Here is a 16,379-nt window from a genome sequence, read left to right on the forward strand (position 1 = left end):
TTTTCGCTACACTGCAATACCAAATGAAGTGATATTAAGAATTATGGAACTAATCTATTTTGCTACCGCGTTTGTTTGTGGTTTTGCTGTTTACCAATTAAAACTACCTCCTCTTATTGGCTTTTTATTAGCAGGCTTTGCTTTAAATTTATCGGGTTATAAAAGTACAGAATTGCTTGATACAATTGCAGCCCTTGGTGTTACCCTTTTATTATTCAGCATTGGCTTAAAACTCAAAGTTAATAGCTTAATGAAACCGCAAGTCTGGGCACCAGCCACGCTTCACATTATTTTTAGTAGTGCTTTATTCAGTGGCTTTATGTTATTGCTTGGGGTCTTCGCCCTCCCTCTTTTTGTCGACTTGAGTTGGCAAAGCGCCTTATTAGTTGGGTTTGCCCTAAGTTTTTCTAGTACTGTATTTGCGGTGAAAGTACTCGAAGAACGCGGAGAAATGGCAAGCTTACACGGCAAAATTGCCATTGGTATATTGGTAATGCAAGATATATTCGCCGTAATATTTTTAGCAATTAGTACAGGCAAAGTCCCTAATGTTTGGGCGTTAGCGCTTATTGTTGCTCTACCTTTATTGCGCCCTCTTATGTACTGGGTGCTTAATCGCTCTAAACATGGTGAGCTACTCCCATTATTTGGCTTTTTCTTTGCGCTTATTGCAGGTTATAACGCATTTGAATATGCAGGCCTTAAAGGTGATTTAGGAGCACTTATAATAGGAATGATGTTTGCACCGCATAAAAAAGCTGGCGAATTATCAAAATCGTTACTTAATTTAAAAGATATATTACTGGTTGGTTTTTTCTTAAGCATTGGCTTAAATGCCGAGCTAACGATTAATTCTTTAATTATTGCCATCATACTTATTTTTGTATTACCGATTAAAATAGCCCTTTATTATTTATTTACAAATGCATTTAAACTACGTGCTCGTACGTCGCTACTTACAGCCTTTAGTTTATCCAACTACAGTGAGTTTGGCCTTATTGTATGTGCGGTAGCGGCTACAACGGGGATGATTACCTCTGAATGGTTAGCGGTAATGGCTATCGCTGTCTCTATCACCTTTGTGATTGCATCTCCTCTAAACAAGCGTTCCAACGAGTTATATGTAAAAGTAGAACATTGGCTATTAAAGTTCGAAAGTAAAACACGCTTAGCAGAAGAACTACCTGTAAATCTGAACGATACTAAAATAGTTATTTTTGGAATGGGTCGAATTGGTACTGGTGCATACGAAACAATTAACGCTACGCACCCAAATTTAGTTGCTGGTATTGACATAAAACCAGAGGTGGTTGATAAACATATTAATAGAGGCAGAAAAGTGCTGATTGCAGATGCAACCGATCCCGACTTTTGGCAACGCGTAAACCACTCTCATGTAGAAATGGTTATGCTTACTATGCCAAAGCATATGCAGAATATTTTTGCTTTAGAGCAGCTCCAAGCCTCAGGTTATAAAGGTCAGGTAACTGCCATTGCAAACTACCCAGATCAACAAAAAGAGCTTGAAGATATGGGCGTACACTCGACCTATAACTTTTACCTAGAGGCTGGTAGTGGTTTTGCTGAACATGTAAAACAAAAACTGTTTACGTAAAGTGAGATATAGTCCTTAATAATTACTAAAGATAATTTAACCTTTTTTCCTACACGGATGTAGGTAATGGGCGTTATCAGAACGTAGAAACGTGTTAATAATTTTTATTTAGAACAACTAGGTAAAAAAATTTGCCTAGTTCAGCGCAATTTTCTTACCGTTAAATAGACTCCATATAGAAGCAGATTGGTATAAATCCCCCCAAGTTAGAACAAATTTTAATCCGGAAAGATCAACAAGCACTAGCTAAAAAATAAAAATAATGAACTATACATTTATTTTAATACTTTTTGATGACTGAAAATCAATTCTATTTACATTCCTTTACAAGCGGGCCAACTAACATGTAAAAAAACAGGTAGACTGTTCGTGTTGGTTAAATAAGCTTCATGTTCTAAGACTTAATTAATTAGACTCCAGCTAATTAAAGTTCAACTAAGTTTAATTTTCTAACATAAATTCTTAATTAAGAGGGCCTACTCCCTCACTCAATAGGCTGTTTCTTGCCCGTCACAGCCTATTTTATTTCCTTAAAACACCTTACACTTAACTATGTCTTATACATTGACGTAAGTGAATGGATCCAGAACAATTAAAACTTGCCATTAATACCAAGATGCCGTTTGGAAAATATGCAGGACGCCCATTATTAATGCTGCCAGAGCCTTATCTTGTGTGGTTTAAGCAACAAGGCTTTCCTGATTCAAAACTAGGTAGTCAATTAGCAATGATGTACGTAGTAAAGTTGAATGGGCTTGAGCAAATGTTGATGCCGTTATTAGAAAAAAAATAAAATAATTGGAAACTATTTTTAAAATACACGGTCTACTACTTTGCTACTTGTTGATTTTGGTTTTAACCACAAAAAAAGCGCCTTAAGGCGCTTTTTTTATATCCTCCATGAAACTACTTTTTAGCGGCAAGCTAATGACAAATTTAGCCCCACCAAGGACTGATTTTTCAACCCAGTAATCACCTTGATGCCAAGATACAATTTTACTCACAATAGCGAGTCCTAAACCAAACCCACCTGTTTTTTTGTCTCTACTCTTATCGAGGCGCGTAAAAGGTTTAAACACATTTTCTCGCTCCATTTCAGCGATACCTATTCCATCGTCTTCAACAATAAATAGTATGCTGTGAGGCTCAGTAAGCAGTGTTACTTTTACTTGGCTTATTGCGTATTTAATAGCATTACCAATCAAGTTCTGAAATACGCGAGCAATGAAATGACTATCGCATTTATAGCTTAACTTGTCAGGCAAGTTATTTATAAGTCTAATTCGCGTGTCAAAATTTAGCTTTTCAATACTTATTTTAACCAATCCGACTAGATCACAACTTACAGACTGTAAACTTGGTTGCTGAGAGTCTAACCTTGCGTATTCAAGCATTTCTGAAACAAGTGATTCAAGTTCATTTATATCAGCGCTCATATTAGCTAAATATTTTTCGCTTTTATCATCTAAAAGTTGATCTTGGAGCATAGCAATTGCAAATTTAAGACGTGCCAACGGCGTTCGAAATTCATGAGAAACGGACGATGTAAGCTCCTGCTGAGCTGTTAATAAAAAAGTTATACGTTGTTGCATTACTTTTAGTGTATCGGTAACGGGTAAAAAGAACGATTTAGAGGTATTTGTTAATTGAAAATCTTGCAAGCCTTCGACGGCCTCACATGCGTGTCGTAATTTAGAAAAATCACGCCAAAGTAAAAAGCTCCAAAGACCTACAGGCACACCAACAATAATAAGTAATAACAAATATGGCCAAACAGAAGTGGGGGTAGACGTTGATACTCCTACAGGACCAACCTGTAGCAGTTCATTTTCGCTAAGCTCTACATACCATACAATACGTTGTTGTTTATCGTATAAATAGAGGTAGTGATTGTCTGTTAATTTCGCTTGTTGTGCTAAAGGTAATATTAAATCACGACGAGCAATTATGTGGCTTTCAAAATTATGTTCTAGCTTTTTTAGACCGTTAGGAGTTTGTGAGAGCAACCAAAGCGATTGCCCAAACTCATCGTCTAATAATACTTGCTGCTGTGAGTCTTCATAAGGCCATAACTGTTCAACTACACCGCTTACTACGAATAAAGAAACCACGATGTAAATATATAAACTCGTAAACAGTTTTCCCATTAAAGCCGACTAACCCATAACATTAATTATAATTCCCATGCATCAGAAACAAATAAATAACCTTGTCCCCACACTGTTTTGATACGATAAGGCTTATCGCTATTGTCACCTAGTTTTTTACGAATGCGTGATACCCTAACGTCAACAGTTCGATCAAGACCGTCGTACTGACGTCCTATCATATGTTGATGGACATGTTCACGACTAAGCACTTCACCCGCATTAGAGGCCAGTAACCAAAGTAGTTCAAATTCATGAGAAGTAAGCGTTATTTCATTATTATTTAATTTTACGATACGGCTTGTTTTATCTATGCTTAGATCACCAAACTGTAACTCTTCACTTGCTTTCACGATAGGTTGACCACGGCGTAACAGCGCATTTATTCTGGCGAGTAATACACGCGGTTCGGCAGGTTTTATAACGTAGTCATCAGCACCAAGCTCTAAACCAAGTACCTGATCAAAATCTTCACCTTTGGCTGTTAGCATAAGAATAGGCAGAGTATATTTATCGCGAACTTGACGGCAAACGCTAAAACCATCTTTTCCTGGTAGCATTACATCTAAAATAATTAGATCGACTGGATTAGCTTCTAAGTAGTCAAAGACTGCATCGCCACGATCTAACACTGCGACTTCTAAGCCGTTATGTTCAAGATAATCTTTTGTTAATTGCTGTAAGCCGAGATCATCTTCAACAAGTAAAATTTTTGGCATTAGTTGCTCCTAATTTAAAAAAAGCTCCACGGAGAGCGAAGTCTGCGCCTATTTTTCTTTGCGTGCGCGCTCTGTACTTCAACCTGTATTTTTGCTAATAGTACACCCGTGTGAGGATTGATTAGGGAGTATATGGTCTCTACCTGAACCCGCGCTTTATAATTGAATTGCCCCGAACGTTGCTGTTTCCAACAATAAATTTTTTCATCTTGTTGATATAAACAAACATCACTCAATGCTTCTTGCTGCCAATTAAATTGTAAATCAAGATCACAAAATGCTTGTTGCTCAGAAATCACACATACTTTGGGAGAGACGCTAAAATTAGCGGTTTGTGCTCTGCAAGAACCACTAAATAGCGATGCTATAAACACAATAAACATTAAATACTTCATATTAAAAAGTATGATCTAATCCTATAAAGGCAGTCATTGAATAAGCATGTTCAAAGAGCGGACTACCATCCATAGCCGAATAATTGTAATATGCTAAATGAAAACGAAGTGAGTTAACCTTACTCAGCGGCCAACGGGCGTCGATTTTAGCATAAGGCTGCCAACTACTGCCAACATCAATTTTACCTAATTGAGTTTCGTCGGCTTTTAGTCCATAGAAGTAGTCATTTAGTTCAGCCGATTTATAATTTATTCCCAGCGTCGGTTTTATTTTTAACTTTCCAACTTCAGCATGATATTGCCACTGCAATGCACCACGCAATCCGTTATAAACACTGGTAACATCATGAAGTGCTTGAATAGAAAATACGTTAGCATCATCTACATAGTGATATGCAATGCCCGCATCGAGGGCAATATGGCGTTTTTCTATGTCATTTATATTAATATTTTTGGGAGATGAAGTACTTTGTTGCTGCACTAACTGACTGTTTAACGCACTCGTTTGCAGAGTAAAAATATTAGTAGGATGCCAATCAATAAAAAAACGAGACTCTGCATTTAATTCACTAACAAGGTTTAAATTATGTTTTTGACTTTGTATAAAAGAATAACCAAGCCTTCCATTGTCGAAAAACCAGTGCTGGCCATAAAAAGCCACCTGCGGAATCAACACAAGGGGAATGTTGTCCCCACCTCGTAATGGGTTTGTAACAACTCCAGCACCAGCGCTTAGACTAAAATGCCACTGCTCTATAGCTATATGTTGCTCTTCAAACTCTTGTGTTACATTTTTAGCTTGCTGTCCATTGGCAGCAAAGCATGCAACTAAAGTGATCAGCAAAAAAGCTGTTAATATTGAAAAGTTAAACCGCATCAGTATAAGTCAAAGTGTGTGAAAATTATTAAGTGCCCCATAGTAGCAAGGTCGTTTTAAACTAGCTCTAGCTAGTTACAATCATTCACAATTTTTATACATATTAATTAACTTATGTATATTATTTGAACAACTAAACATCTGGCGCTATCTCTATTCGATTACGGCCATGAGTTTTTGCTATGTAAAGCGCTCTATTAGCGCGTTCAACTAACACAGTGCCATTAGTAAATGGTCGTAGAATAGCCAAACCAAAACTCGCAGAAATAGCACGTTTAGTATTAGTATCACCTTTTTTACGAACAGCCAATTTTGCAATATCCAAACGAATACAATCTGCAAATGCCATCATATCGTTGATAGTGTCAAAATAAGCTGTAATACAAAATTCTTCACCGCCATAACGATAAACTTTTGCAGTCTCTTTAATTTTTTCTTTCACTTTTTTTGCTACTAACTTTAATACTTCGTCACCTTTTTGATGGCCAAAGTCATCATTAAAACGTTTAAAATGATCAATATCAAACATAATGAGAACCGCAAGTGATGTGTGTTGATTTTGCTCAGAATACTTTTTACAAAAATCCGTAATATCTAAATCAAACTTACCTCGGTTATAAAAACCAGTAAGAGGGTCTGTATCAGCAACTTCTTTTGAAACATTGAGTGCTTCTTTTAAGTCTTTTATTTCGTTATAAGCAAATGCAAGTTTAGTTTGAAACTCACGTGCATGATTTTGCATTGCAATCGATTCATCGGTTAAACGTTCAACGCACCCAAGCACTTGATTATAAGAGCTAATATCTGTAATCAAATTTAACTCATTCTGGGAGTCAACCAAGGTTGTAGTAAAACTTTTTGAATGCTCAAGCGCAATGCCTAAATCTTTTTGCACTTGATCGATTGTGCTATGAAATTTTTCGGATACGTCTTGAAATAACGCTAAATCGTCTTTATTTAAATGCTTATCAAATATTGCCTTCGCTCTATCTTGAGTGCAAGTTTGTTGCTGAGCAATGACATGATCAAGCTCTGCATTTAAAGAGGGTTTATTACCTTGTATATAACAATACCAAATAGCGTAATTGATTGGCGTAACCGGCATGCGGTACTTTACCATCATAGGAATCGCCTTTTTTAGGCATTGAGCAGAATGAGCAAGTGATACGGCACGATCCATAGTAAAATAAACTCTCAAGCGTCATTATTTTTATTGTTAGGTTTTTGATGTTAATTAATAGTAAACCTATAAGCAACTAATATTCATACTATTTTATGAACTAAATGAATATTTGATCTTTTAAATAGCACTTGCGTCTAAAGTTTGTGCAATACTCCATAAAGCGCTAATAGCAGGATCATTTAACTCTTTACGAAGAACAGCTAGACCAATCTCAAAACCTTCTGGAGTAGCCCTCTTTGTATCCAATACTTGTACCTTATCCTGCAGTGGACTGTTATCTAGCACTATTTTAGGGACCATTGCGACACCTAAACCCAGACTCACCATTGACACCATAGCTTCATGTCCAGCGACTTGCGCATAAATCTTTCCATGGACATTATTTTTACGCCACCACTGCTCAAGTCGTTGCCTTGAAAAACCTTGCTCCGGAACAATAAATTCAAGTTCAGACCAATCAATATTATCACCGCTCTTTATTAACTTTTCAGTGATCTGACAATGAATTCTAGGTGCAATTAAAACAAGTGGTGAATAGCCTATTTTTACAAATGCTATTTGTGTAGGAAGCTTATTTGGCTTGGCTGCAATTGCCATCGACTCGTGACCATCGAGTACCCTATTAATAGCTAAAGCTGGATCACCGGTATTTAAAGTTATTTCGATATGCTGATGCTGTGCACGTAATTGCTCTAATATTTGATGTAAAAAACTATAAGAAGCTGTCACTGAGCAATAAATACTAACATTGCCATAAATATGCTGTTGTGGATCTTTCACATTCGCTTTAAAACGTTGCCAACTGGCTAACGTTGCCGTAGCGTAATCAATAAACGACTCTCCTTCACGTGTTAATTTAACACTGCGGTTATCGCGTATAAATAATGCAACACCAACCTCTTCTTCCAAGTGTTTTATATTGCGGCTCAAAGTAGGCGCACTTATATGGCAAAGTTCGCTTGCGCGGCCAAAATGAAGTGTTTTAGCCAGTGCTAAAAAGTAGTTTAAATGTTTATGATCCATGCCAAACCCAGTATTTCATATTATGAAACACTTTAATTCAAATATATCATTTTACGCAAGTAACTATTTTACATATGGTGTTTGTAAGCGCAGTAAACATTGCGCATCTAACAAATATTACTTTATAGGACACTAACAATGGCGAATTATTTCAATACCTTACCTTTACGCGAGCAATTAGCGCAATTAGCGCAATGTGAATTTATGGACGCAGCCGAATTTGCCGATGGCGTTGATGCACTTAAAGGTAAAAAACTCGTTATTGTAGGCTGTGGCGCACAAGGTTTAAACCAAGGCTTAAACTTACGTGACTCTGGTTTAGATGTTTCATACACATTACGTGCATCAGCCATTTCTGAGCGCCGTCAATCTTTCCTTAATGCATCTGAAAATGGCTTTACTGTAGGCACTTACGAAGAATTAATTCCTACAGCAGACGTAGTACTTAACTTAACGCCAGATAAACAACATACCGCTGTAGTAAGTGCGATTATGCCGCTTATGAAAAAAGACTCTACACTTGCTTACTCTCATGGCTTTAATATTGTTGAAGAAGGCATGCAAGTGCGTGAAGACATTACCGTAATCATGGTTGCGCCTAAGTGTCCTGGTTCTGAAGTCCGTGAAGAATACAAACGTGGTTTTGGTGTACCAACTCTAATTGCAGTTCACCCAGAAAATGACCCTCAAGGTCTTGGTTTAGCACAAGCTAAAGCGTATGCAGCGGGTACTGGCGGACATCGCGCAGGTGTACTTAAATCATCATTTATCGCCGAAGTTAAATCTGATCTAATGGGCGAGCAAACCATTTTATGTGGCATGTTACAAACTGGCTCTATTTTATGTTTTGATAAAATGATAGAAAAAGGCATTGATGCTGGTTACGCATCAAAACTAATTCAATACGGTTGGGAAGTAATTACCGAAGCACTTAAGTACGGCGGCGTTACTAACATGCTTGACCGACTTTCAAACCCTGCAAAAGTAAAAGCGTTTGAACTAAGTGAAGAGCTAAAACTAATTATGCGCCCGCTTTATAATAAGCATCAAGATGACATCATCGACGGCACTTTTTCACGCACCATGATGGAAGACTGGAATAACGATGACGTAAATTTACTTAAATGGCGCGCTGAAACAGCAGAAACTAACTTTGAAAAGACTCCTGCAGGCGATGTAGAAATCTCAGAACAAGAATTTTTTGATAACGGTATTTTAATGGTAGCAATGGTAAAAGCAGGTGTTGAACTTGCTTTTGAAACCATGACAGCAGCCGGTATTATTGAAGAGTCAGCTTACTACGAGTCTTTACATGAAACGCCATTAATTGCTAATACTATTGCACGCAAAAAGCTTTTTGAAATGAACCGTACAATTTCTGACACTGCAGAGTATGGATGTTACCTATATAACCATGCATGTTTACCATTACTTGCTGATTTTATGAAAAACGTTGATACAGACATTATTGGTAAAGGCCTTGGCGAGCACAGTAACCAAGTTGATAACCAAACATTAATTCAAATCAATGCGGCACTGCGTGAACACCCTGTTGAAAAAGTAGGTGCTAAACTACGTGGCTACATGTCTGCAATGAAGAAAATTGTTTAATTCTAGACAATAAAAGTTTCGCTTGTTAGAAACCAAGCCCATATGCTTTTAGCACGTGGGCTTTTTTATGCATATTCACAACACTGCTTACTTTCATTTGTTCAGCTTAAGCTAATAATTAGCCCATAATAAATAATGTGCTAACATGGCTTTCTAATTAAGTTGTAAAATAAATTATTATGATGTTACAAAACCTTTCTATTACTCAAAAAATAACAGCCCTTGGCAGTAGTATTGCTATCTTTGTTGCCGCACTAATAGGCCTAACCTCGTTGTACAGTTCAGAAGATATTATTGAACAACGTATGATTGAGTCTGAACTACCAAGTAAGTTGCAAACTATCAGTAACCATATTGGTGGTGAAATAAACGCACTCATTGGTGCTGCTGAACAATTATCGTCAAATGAATTCATTTTACAATGGTCGCAAACTAATACTAAAAATGATGCTGTCTTACTTAAAGAATTAAACCGTTTAGTTACGCAGTACAATTTAGCAACCGCGTCTTGGGCAAATAGAGACACAGCTCAATATTGGAACCAAAATGGCTTTTTGCGCGTATTAAAAAATGATACTGCTGATGGCTGGTTTTTTGCATTTAAACAATCGAAAAAACCATACTCAATAAGTATTTACCAAGAGTCTGCAAATGATGTAAAAATGTTTATAAATCATCAACAGCCTAATGGAACAGGCTTAGCTGGCCTTGCTAAAAGTATTACTGAGATGCAAAAGCTATTGCAGCAATTTAAAATTGAACAAACTGGTTTTGTATTTATTGCAGATAAAAGTGGTTTAATTCAGCTGCATAAAGATTCAAGTAAAGTAGCAAAAGTTAATATTGATGAATTATTTACAGCTGACATACACAACCAGCTATTAAGCAGTTATGGCTTTGTATTAAAAGAAATAAACTTAAATGGTGAACCGACCCTCGTGGCGGCAACACCAATCAAAAACACCGATTTATATGTTGTAGCCCAAGTGCCAAAAAGCGAAGTATTCGCAAGCGTAAATACCCTGCAATGGCAAATTTTTACTTTTACATTAATCATTGCATTAGTTGCTAGCCTAATTAGTTACTTACTTGCTCGATCGCTCTCATCACCTTTATCTAAAATGGCAGAACTATTTTCACGCTTGGGTTCTGGTGATGCTAATCTTGCTTATAGATTACCTGAATCAAGCCAACCAGAGCTTAATAACTTAAGTGCTGGTTTTAATCAGTTTATCGAAAAAATAGAAATTGCTATTCAGCAAGTCGCGAATGAAAGCCATGACATAAGAAAAAGTTCAGATCATGTTTTTGAACAAGCTAAACGCAATTCACTCGCAATCGATAGTCAAAAAGAACAAACGATCTCGGTTGCTGCTGCGATAAACCAAATGGGTGCAACGGTACAGGAAATAGCACAAAGTGCGGCAAACACAGCAAAACTCACTGATAGCAGCCGTGAAAAAACTATACAAAGCCATCAGCAAGTTGTTCAAAGTCAGACAACTATTTCTGCTCTTGCGAGTGATATAGATGGCATTACAGAGCAAGTTACTCTGTTGTCTAAAAAAACAATTGATATTGCTAACATTATTGATGCAATCAGAAGCATTTCTGAACAAACTAATTTATTGGCATTGAACGCAGCTATTGAATCGGCTCGTGCTGGAGAGCATGGTCGCGGGTTTGCTGTTGTTGCCGACGAAGTGCGCGCACTAGCAAACCGTACTTCTCAGTCAACAAATGAAATTCAGTCAATGATAGAAGAGCTAACACAGATTTCTGATGATGTAGTTAACGATATTAGCCAATCAAAAGATAAAGCGCAGCAAAGCGTAGGGGCAATGCAAAACTCAGTAGAGTTACTCAATACGATAACCGAAACCGCAAACCAAATAAACGATATGGCCACACTTATAGCCACAGCAACAGAGCAGCAAAGCAATGTAGTTGCCGATGTAGGACGTAACATTGAGCAAATAAGTGAAATTAGTGATAAAGCAATGAGCGAGCAAATTAATACAGAGCAAGCCATTCGTGATTTAGCAAATAGCGCTCAAACTCTTGATGAGCTTGTCGATACATTTGAAAAGCATCGTTAAGTGGTTTGGCACTGCTATTACGAACAAGCTAGCATTAACTGCAGTTAATGCTAGCTTGTTCGTAGAGGTGAAGTTTTAATTACGATGAATAAAATTAATTAAAGTTTATATTTACAGCGATTTAGTCTTGTTAATATCCACTTTTTTAAAATTGAGAACATATGCCTCTTTTCTAACTTTTGTCAGTTTTTTAATCTGATGCTCCAACTTACTCGCATCACTTTTACTGCCCACTTTTTGTTGGTGGATAAGCAGTAAAGGGCCTTTCCCTCTGAGGTTTTTGGCCCCTTTACCCACTTGATGTGTAGCAAAGCGTTTTTCTACATTTGTTGTAATACCCGTGTACCAATGCCCAAAGCGAGTCTGCACGATGTACAAATACCAAATAGAATCCCTTTTTACATTACAAGATTCAATATGATGTAAACTTTTTTCATTATTAATGGTCAAAATATTACCTTAACGCCCTTAACAAAAAACAATTGCTAAAAGGGTTTTACCTTCAGTGACTAATCGGTATCATGCAGATTATAAAAAATAAGGATCACAACTAACAATGCAGTCGTTAAAAACTTTTTCCCTTTGGCTTATCGTTGCACTAACACTCAGTACAACAGCGGGTTGTTCTAGCTGGGTATACAGAATCAACATCCCTCAAGGTAATTTTTTAGAGCAATCTGATGTTGAAAAGCTTCGTGTTAGTATGACTCGAGAGCAAGTTATTTACGTTTTAGGCCGTCCAATTGCCGAGGATGCTTTTGATAACAATACATGGCGTTACGTTTATAGCTTCAATAAAGGCCGTAAAAACGAGCAACACAAATCTTTAGTTATTAAATTTGAAAACGAAAAACTAGTCTCTATTTCGGGCGATTATGACCAGCCGGAAAGTTTTAACACACCGCTAGAGCAATAAAAAAGCGAGTTGTGCGTTAATAAAAAAGGTGAGCCGTGCTCACCTTTTTTATTTCTACGTTAACGTTCTAATGGACGCCCACCCGTTACTTTGTTTGCTCGCCCTTCTTCCTTTGCTTTTTCAGCGCGTTTTCTACGGGCATCTTTAGGATCTGCAATTAATGGGCGATAAATTTCAACTCTATCACCATTTTTAAGTTCTTGATTTAATTTTACCGTTCGATTCCAAACGCCTAGAGTTAATGAAGTAGCCTCTATTTCTGGACATTTTTCTATAATGCCAGATTGGATAACAGCTTGCTCTGCTGTCGTCCCCTCTGGTACTTCAAGTGATAAACACGTCGCCATGGTTGGTAATGCAAATACCACCTCAACATTAATCATACTCGCGCTCCATAAACCTGCTTGGCACGTTGAGTAAATGCACTCACCATGTTTTTGGCAACATCGTTAAATATTTTACCAAAAGCAAGTTCGATTAATTTGCTTGAAAATTCAAACTCTAGCTCTAAATAAACTTTACATGCTTTAGCATCAAGTGCTTGAAAGTGCCAACGACCCTGCAGCATTTTAAATGGCCCATCCACTAGGCGCAGTAACACGGTTTGTTCATCAACAAAGGTGTTTTCGGTGGTAAACCACTTTTTTATACCCGCCTTAGATATTTCTAAACTCGCGGTCATGTTATTATCATGCTGTGAAACAATTTTTGAGTCTGAGCAATTTGGTAAAAACTGTGAATAAGCTTCTACATCATTAACTAGATCAAACATCTCTTTAGTGCTGTACATAACCAGCGCACTTTTTTCTATTTGTGGCATACTCACTCCCAACTGTGTGGGCGAATTTTAGCAAGCTTTGTGCGTTTCCCCAAATTTTCATACAGCTTAAATAAAAGCTTAATTTTTAAAAGCATTATTAAAAAATCGATGTAAAACATCTCACATTACGTATATTATAGGGCACTATGGCTAAGAAAAATTCATCAAAATCGACAAGTAATACCATCGCGCTAAACAAAAAAGCGCGACATGAGTATTTTTTACACGATAAGTTTGAAGCGGGTGTCGAACTCCAAGGCTGGGAAGTTAAAAGTATCCGAGCTGGAAAAGTAAACATCACCGAAACTTATATTCACCTTAAAAATGGCGAAGCATTTTTACTTGGCGCTCAAATCCAGCCACTTAATAGTGCATCAACCCACGTAATTTGCGATCCGTTACGTTATCGTAAATTACTATTAAGCAGACGCGAACTTGACCGTCTACTCGGAGCAACAGAGAGAGATGGTTATTCATTAATTGCTACTGCTATGTACTGGAAGAAATGTTGGGTAAAACTTGAATTTCATTTAGCAAAAGGTAAAAAGCTACATGACAAACGAGACGACGGGAAAAACAAAGATTGGTCTCGCGAAAAAGAACGCTTAATGAAGCACAAAGTATAATAAAAATGCCTAACCTTGTTAGGCATTTTATTTGATATGGATAACCTCCCCGTAGTAAACAGATCTCAAGCAGCTATTTAAAATGTTAACTCTGTTGAGCTTAATAGCAATAAAGTTGCGAGCGTCACGTAAATTCGCTTTGATAAATCTAGGCAAAAATTTTATATTTAGTTGTTCTAAATAAAAAATTTTAACAACGTCATAGAGTTATTTAATTCGCTAAATTGTTCAAATATTTATGCCGGTTAGTATTGTCACGGCGCAAAGTTTATAACCTCGTAGACTCAAAAAGCCGAGTAGCATAAGCTCTACCTTAGCTAAAAACCAAACGCTTGATGAAAATTCAACCTAAAAAGATAAGCAAGCCCTAATTTCCCAAGAAATAAATTATTACAAATTAGTTTTATCTTCATTACTTACTTTTTCAGCCTAATTTAACAAGACAAGAAATATCAAATACAGCTCCTATTTACGCCCAGTTTGGCCTCAAGCAAAAATATATAAAAATTAATATACAAAAACTCTTTAAAATTCATAATCAAAAGCTAAAAAAGTAGAGCGAATTCAAGTTACTGGTTCTCGTATTAAGCGAACTGATATTGAAGGGCCTTCTCCGGTGCAATCAATCGGTAGAGCTGAAATCGAAAACATGGGTTACGATAACTTACAACAGCTTCTAGAAAGAATGCCTGTGGCAGGTAGCGGTACTTTTTCAACCCGCGGAAATAATCAAGATTCAACCGCTAACGGCTCAGCTGCAGTAAGCTTACGAGGCTTAGGTGCTGATGCAACACTGGTACTAATCAATGGTCGTCGTGTATCAATTAGTGCTTTTGCTGAAGGTATCACCAACTCATTTGTAGATATTAACAGTATTCCCGTTTCTGCTATTGAGCGCATCGATATACTAAAAGATGGCGCTTCAGCTATTTATGGCTCAGATGCAGTAGCCGGTGTATTTAACGTTATTTTAAAGAAAGATATTGACGGCGTTGAGATTAATTTAGGCTATGGCGGTACAGATGGTCCAAATTATGAAGAGACAACAGCCAGCCTTGTTTGGGGTACTACGAGCGAAAAAAGTAGTGCATCCGTTATTATCGATTACTTTAAAAATACATCCCTTTCTTCTGATGAAATGGGCCGCTTAGGCACTGCAAACCAATCGCCTTATGGTAGTGAGGATTTCCGTTCATCTCGTGGTTTTCCTGGCTACTTTTATGTAGATGGTGTTAAAACTATCGATCCTGATTGTCCTGCTGAAAATGCAACTTCAAGTGGTAGCTGTTTATTTGATTACGGCCCATATGGCTATATTTCTCCAGCCTCTGAACGTATAGGCGCTATTTCACAATTTGAATACCGCTTTGATAACGGTATTACAGGCTTTTTAGAAATGGCTGTTCAGCATAATAGTTCTGTCGCTGCAGGAGCACCACTTGATGAAGATGCTGGCCTGACAGTGCCTGCTAGTCACCCTAACAATCCATTTGGTGAAGACATTCAAATTGGTCGTTACCGTACAGTTGATGCGGGTGCTCGCCAATGGGATATTGAGTCAGATACCTTACGCTTTGTTGCTGGGTTAAAAGGCGAAATAAACGATTGGAGCTGGGAAACAGCAGTACAAAAAGGTCGCAGTAAATCACTGCAAACTGGCGATCGCACACAAGGCTGGGTACGCACCGATTTTTTACAGCAAGAAATTGATGCCGGTAACTATAATCCATTTGGTGGCACATATAACGATCCTGCGGTAGTTGACACAATAACAACCAGCTTAGTACGTCGCGGTGAATCTCATATGACGTCTTTTGATGCCAATATAACTGGTGAAGCATTTAGTTTTGGTGGCGAAGCAGTAATGATGGCCGCGGGTATTGAATACCGTGAAGAAGATGTAAATGATATTCCTGATGATCAATTTCAACGCGGTTTGATATTTGGTACTGAATCAGTATCCGCTTCAGCAGATCGTGATCAATACGCTGCATACGTTGAATTCTCAATCCCGCTTGCTGAAAACCTTGAATTGCAATTAGCTGGTCGTTACGATGATTACAGCGACTTTGGTACTACAACGAGTCCAAAAGTAGCTCTGCGCTGGGCACCGACTGATGAAGTAACCGTTCGAGGTTCATGGGCGCAAGGCTTTAGAGCGCCTTCATTGGCGCAAATAGGCTTAGGTCCGTCACAAAAGAGCCAATTTTTTGTTGATACGCAGCGCTGTGAACAAACTGGGTTAGATTGCCAAGCGCTGGATTACAATATTGAGTTCTCTGGTAACCCTGATTTACAAGCAGAAGAGTCAGAATCATGGAACGTGGGCGTTGGTATGACTCCCACTG

Annotated in this window: 15 protein-coding genes and 1 pseudogene; 7 read left to right on the forward strand and 9 right to left on the reverse strand. The window is 37.7% G+C overall.

The window, feature by feature from the left end:
• The first annotated feature begins 43 nt into the window (after positions 1-43).
• Positions 44-1,615: a cation:proton antiporter domain-containing protein gene (locus DC53_RS17010; protein WP_033028584.1), complete on the forward strand. Its 1,572-nt coding sequence runs from the start codon at positions 44-46 to the stop codon at positions 1,613-1,615.
• Between the two features lie 577 nt (positions 1,616-2,192).
• Entirely contained in the window at positions 2,193-2,408 is a 216-nt protein-coding gene (locus DC53_RS17005) for a DUF3820 family protein (protein WP_007377797.1), read from the forward strand.
• Positions 2,409-2,490: 82 nt separating this feature from the next.
• On the opposite strand, the gene DC53_RS17000 is transcribed toward DC53_RS17005, so the two are convergent.
• The 6 genes from DC53_RS17000 to ilvY all read right to left on the reverse strand — a co-directional run bounded on the left by DC53_RS17000 (position 2,491) and on the right by ilvY (position 7,959).
• On the reverse strand, positions 2,491-3,762 hold the full coding sequence (locus tag DC53_RS17000) for an ATP-binding protein (RefSeq protein WP_033028585.1): 1,272 nt from the start codon (positions 3,760-3,762) through the stop codon (positions 2,491-2,493).
• Positions 3,763-3,788: 26 nt separating this feature from the next.
• Positions 3,789-4,481 carry a response regulator gene (locus tag DC53_RS16995; protein ID WP_007378650.1) on the reverse strand — a complete coding sequence of 231 codons (693 nt, stop codon included), beginning with the start codon at positions 4,479-4,481 and terminating at the stop codon, positions 3,789-3,791.
• A 14-nt stretch (positions 4,482-4,495) separates the two neighbouring features.
• The gene (locus DC53_RS16990; protein WP_007378649.1) at positions 4,496-4,864 is read right to left on the reverse strand and encodes a DUF3019 domain-containing protein; all 369 of its coding nucleotides are present in this window, start codon (positions 4,862-4,864) and stop codon (positions 4,496-4,498) included.
• A 13-nt stretch (positions 4,865-4,877) separates the two neighbouring features.
• Entirely contained in the window at positions 4,878-5,720 is an 843-nt protein-coding gene (locus tag DC53_RS16985) for a MipA/OmpV family protein (protein ID WP_478212319.1), read from the reverse strand.
• Positions 5,721-5,886: 166 nt separating this feature from the next.
• Entirely contained in the window at positions 5,887-6,873 is a 987-nt protein-coding gene (locus DC53_RS16980) for a GGDEF domain-containing protein (protein ID WP_033028592.1), read from the reverse strand.
• A 180-nt stretch (positions 6,874-7,053) separates the two neighbouring features.
• Positions 7,054-7,959, reverse strand: a complete 906-nt coding sequence (gene ilvY / locus DC53_RS16975; RefSeq protein WP_007378646.1) for an HTH-type transcriptional activator IlvY — start codon at positions 7,957-7,959, stop codon at positions 7,054-7,056.
• A gap of 138 nt (positions 7,960-8,097) precedes the next feature.
• Here ilvY and ilvC point away from each other — a divergent pair, with 138 nt between their 5' ends.
• Both ilvC and DC53_RS16965 read left to right on the forward strand, forming a co-directional pair.
• Positions 8,098-9,570: a ketol-acid reductoisomerase gene (ilvC, locus tag DC53_RS16970; protein ID WP_008135873.1), complete on the forward strand. Its 1,473-nt coding sequence runs from the start codon at positions 8,098-8,100 to the stop codon at positions 9,568-9,570.
• A 179-nt stretch (positions 9,571-9,749) separates the two neighbouring features.
• Positions 9,750-11,669, forward strand: a complete 1,920-nt coding sequence (locus DC53_RS16965) for a methyl-accepting chemotaxis protein (protein ID WP_033023841.1) — start codon at positions 9,750-9,752, stop codon at positions 11,667-11,669.
• Between the two features lie 111 nt (positions 11,670-11,780).
• On the opposite strand, the gene DC53_RS0120325 is transcribed toward DC53_RS16965, so the two are convergent.
• A complete protein-coding gene (locus DC53_RS0120325) occupies positions 11,781-12,119 on the reverse strand; it encodes a GIY-YIG nuclease family protein (RefSeq protein ID WP_193371851.1) in 339 nt (112 codons plus the stop codon).
• 106 nt (positions 12,120-12,225) lie between these two features.
• Between DC53_RS0120325 and DC53_RS16960 the strand changes: the two genes are divergently transcribed.
• The gene (locus DC53_RS16960) at positions 12,226-12,585 is read left to right on the forward strand and encodes an outer membrane protein assembly factor BamE (RefSeq protein WP_033028587.1); all 360 of its coding nucleotides are present in this window, start codon (positions 12,226-12,228) and stop codon (positions 12,583-12,585) included.
• 59 nt (positions 12,586-12,644) lie between these two features.
• Here the strand turns inward: DC53_RS16960 and DC53_RS16955 are convergent, their stop codons facing one another.
• Together DC53_RS16955 and DC53_RS16950 are read right to left on the reverse strand one after the other, a co-directional pair.
• The gene (locus DC53_RS16955; RefSeq protein WP_007378641.1) at positions 12,645-12,968 is read right to left on the reverse strand and encodes an RnfH family protein; all 324 of its coding nucleotides are present in this window, start codon (positions 12,966-12,968) and stop codon (positions 12,645-12,647) included.
• Positions 12,965-13,405, reverse strand: a complete 441-nt coding sequence (locus DC53_RS16950; RefSeq protein WP_007378640.1) for a type II toxin-antitoxin system RatA family toxin — start codon at positions 13,403-13,405, stop codon at positions 12,965-12,967. The genes DC53_RS16955 and DC53_RS16950 overlap by 4 nt, the downstream gene beginning before the upstream one ends.
• Positions 13,406-13,551: 146 nt before the next feature.
• Here DC53_RS16950 and smpB point away from each other — a divergent pair, with 146 nt between their 5' ends.
• Both smpB and DC53_RS16940 read left to right on the forward strand, forming a co-directional pair.
• Positions 13,552-14,031 (forward strand): SsrA-binding protein SmpB, encoded by a 480-nt coding sequence (smpB, locus tag DC53_RS16945; RefSeq protein WP_004335699.1) that lies wholly within the window; start codon positions 13,552-13,554, stop codon positions 14,029-14,031.
• A 541-nt stretch (positions 14,032-14,572) separates the two neighbouring features.
• Positions 14,573-16,379: pseudogene (locus DC53_RS16940) on the forward strand (TonB-dependent receptor plug domain-containing protein); the annotation flags it as partial.

The organism is Pseudoalteromonas fuliginea, assembly GCF_000690055.1.
GTDB classification, from domain to species: Bacteria; Pseudomonadota; Gammaproteobacteria; order Enterobacterales; family Alteromonadaceae; genus Pseudoalteromonas; species Pseudoalteromonas fuliginea.

Excerpts from the sequence above, each read along its gene's own strand:
- DC53_RS17010 (WP_033028584.1), top strand. The coding sequence starts at position 44 with ATGGAACTAATCTATTTTGCTACCGCGTTTGTTTGTGGTTTTGCTGTT.
- DC53_RS17005 (WP_007377797.1), top strand. The coding sequence starts at position 2,193 with ATGGATCCAGAACAATTAAAACTTGCCATTAATACCAAGATGCCGTTT.
- DC53_RS17000 (WP_033028585.1), bottom strand. The coding sequence starts at position 3,762 with ATGGGAAAACTGTTTACGAGTTTATATATTTACATCGTGGTTTCTTTA.
- DC53_RS16995 (WP_007378650.1), bottom strand. The coding sequence starts at position 4,481 with ATGCCAAAAATTTTACTTGTTGAAGATGATCTCGGCTTACAGCAATTA.
- DC53_RS16990 (WP_007378649.1), bottom strand. The coding sequence starts at position 4,864 with ATGTTTATTGTGTTTATAGCATCGCTATTTAGTGGTTCTTGCAGAGCA.
- DC53_RS16980 (WP_033028592.1), bottom strand. The coding sequence starts at position 6,873 with ATGGTAAAGTACCGCATGCCGGTTACGCCAATCAATTACGCTATTTGG.
- ilvY (WP_007378646.1), bottom strand. The coding sequence starts at position 7,959 with ATGGATCATAAACATTTAAACTACTTTTTAGCACTGGCTAAAACACTT.
- ilvC (WP_008135873.1), top strand. The coding sequence starts at position 8,098 with ATGGCGAATTATTTCAATACCTTACCTTTACGCGAGCAATTAGCGCAA.
- DC53_RS16965 (WP_033023841.1), top strand. The coding sequence starts at position 9,750 with ATGATGTTACAAAACCTTTCTATTACTCAAAAAATAACAGCCCTTGGC.
- DC53_RS16960 (WP_033028587.1), top strand. The coding sequence starts at position 12,226 with ATGCAGTCGTTAAAAACTTTTTCCCTTTGGCTTATCGTTGCACTAACA.
- DC53_RS16955 (WP_007378641.1), bottom strand. The coding sequence starts at position 12,968 with ATGATTAATGTTGAGGTGGTATTTGCATTACCAACCATGGCGACGTGT.
- DC53_RS16950 (WP_007378640.1), bottom strand. The coding sequence starts at position 13,405 with ATGCCACAAATAGAAAAAAGTGCGCTGGTTATGTACAGCACTAAAGAG.
- smpB (WP_004335699.1), top strand. The coding sequence starts at position 13,552 with ATGGCTAAGAAAAATTCATCAAAATCGACAAGTAATACCATCGCGCTA.